1 pseudogene is annotated in these 942 nt (G+C 67.7%); it reads right to left on the reverse strand.

Annotated features, from left to right (window positions below):
* Positions 1-942: pseudogene (locus tag MOV76_RS39235) on the reverse strand (calcium-binding protein); the annotation flags it as partial.

The following is a 942-nucleotide window of genomic DNA, read 5'->3' on the forward strand; positions in this document are numbered from 1 at the left end:
GCCGGTCGCGGTCGCGCCGGTGCCGATGGCGACGGCGTCGGCGGTGTCCGCGAAGGACTGGAGACCGATCGCGATGGCATTGGTCGCAGTTGCTTGGCTTTCGCGTCCTATCGCAAGGGCATCGTTCGCGGATGCTGTCACGTCCGTGCCGATGCCGATCGCGCTTTGGCCACTGGCGCTCGTCGCAAAACTACTCGAGCCGAGATAGACGGAGTTTATCCCGGATGCCCTTGTCCCAGCGCCGACAGAGACGGCATTCAGGGCGCTGGCTTGGGCGCCGCGGCCGAGAGCGGCACTGTTGATTCCGCTAGCGGTAGCACCCAGTCCCAGCGCGGCTGCGTTCGCGGCGGTCGCGGTGGCGTTGTTGCCGAGCGCCGTGGTCGAGACGGCTGTGGCCTGGGCTCCCGACCCCGCCGCGACGGCGCCCACTCCACTCGATACGGCCGAATTACCCAGAGCCAGCGCGAAGTTGCCCGAAGCGACGGCGACGTTGCCGAGCGCTGCCGAGTTGGTCCCGCTAGCATTGGCCTGGGGGCCGACCGCAACAGTATTGTCGGCGGTTGCCATGGCATGGAAGCCGATCGATGTCGTTGCATTGGCGGCTACGCCGATGCCGGCATTGGTGCCGATGGCAATATTGTCGTTACCCGTCACTAGGTTGCCTGCCGAAGCCGAAAGCGTGCCGTCGTAAGTGGCGGTGCCGTCGCCGGTTCCCATGGCGAGGTTGCGTGCGCCCGTGACGCCCGAGCCGGCGCCCCTCATGACGCTGGGAATGCCGCTGCCGATGGCGGTGTTCTGTGCGCCGCTCACAAGCGTGCCGGCCGCAACGCCCATCGCGACCGACCTGGAAGTGCCGGCGGTTGAACCGGCGCCGGCGCCTTGTCCGACCATAACCGTGCTGACGCCGACCGCAACAGCCTGCGTGCCCAGCGCGAGCGAACT

This window comes from Rhizobium sp. PRIMUS64 (assembly GCF_023006465.1).
GTDB lineage: Bacteria > Pseudomonadota > Alphaproteobacteria > Rhizobiales > Rhizobiaceae > Rhizobium > Rhizobium leguminosarum.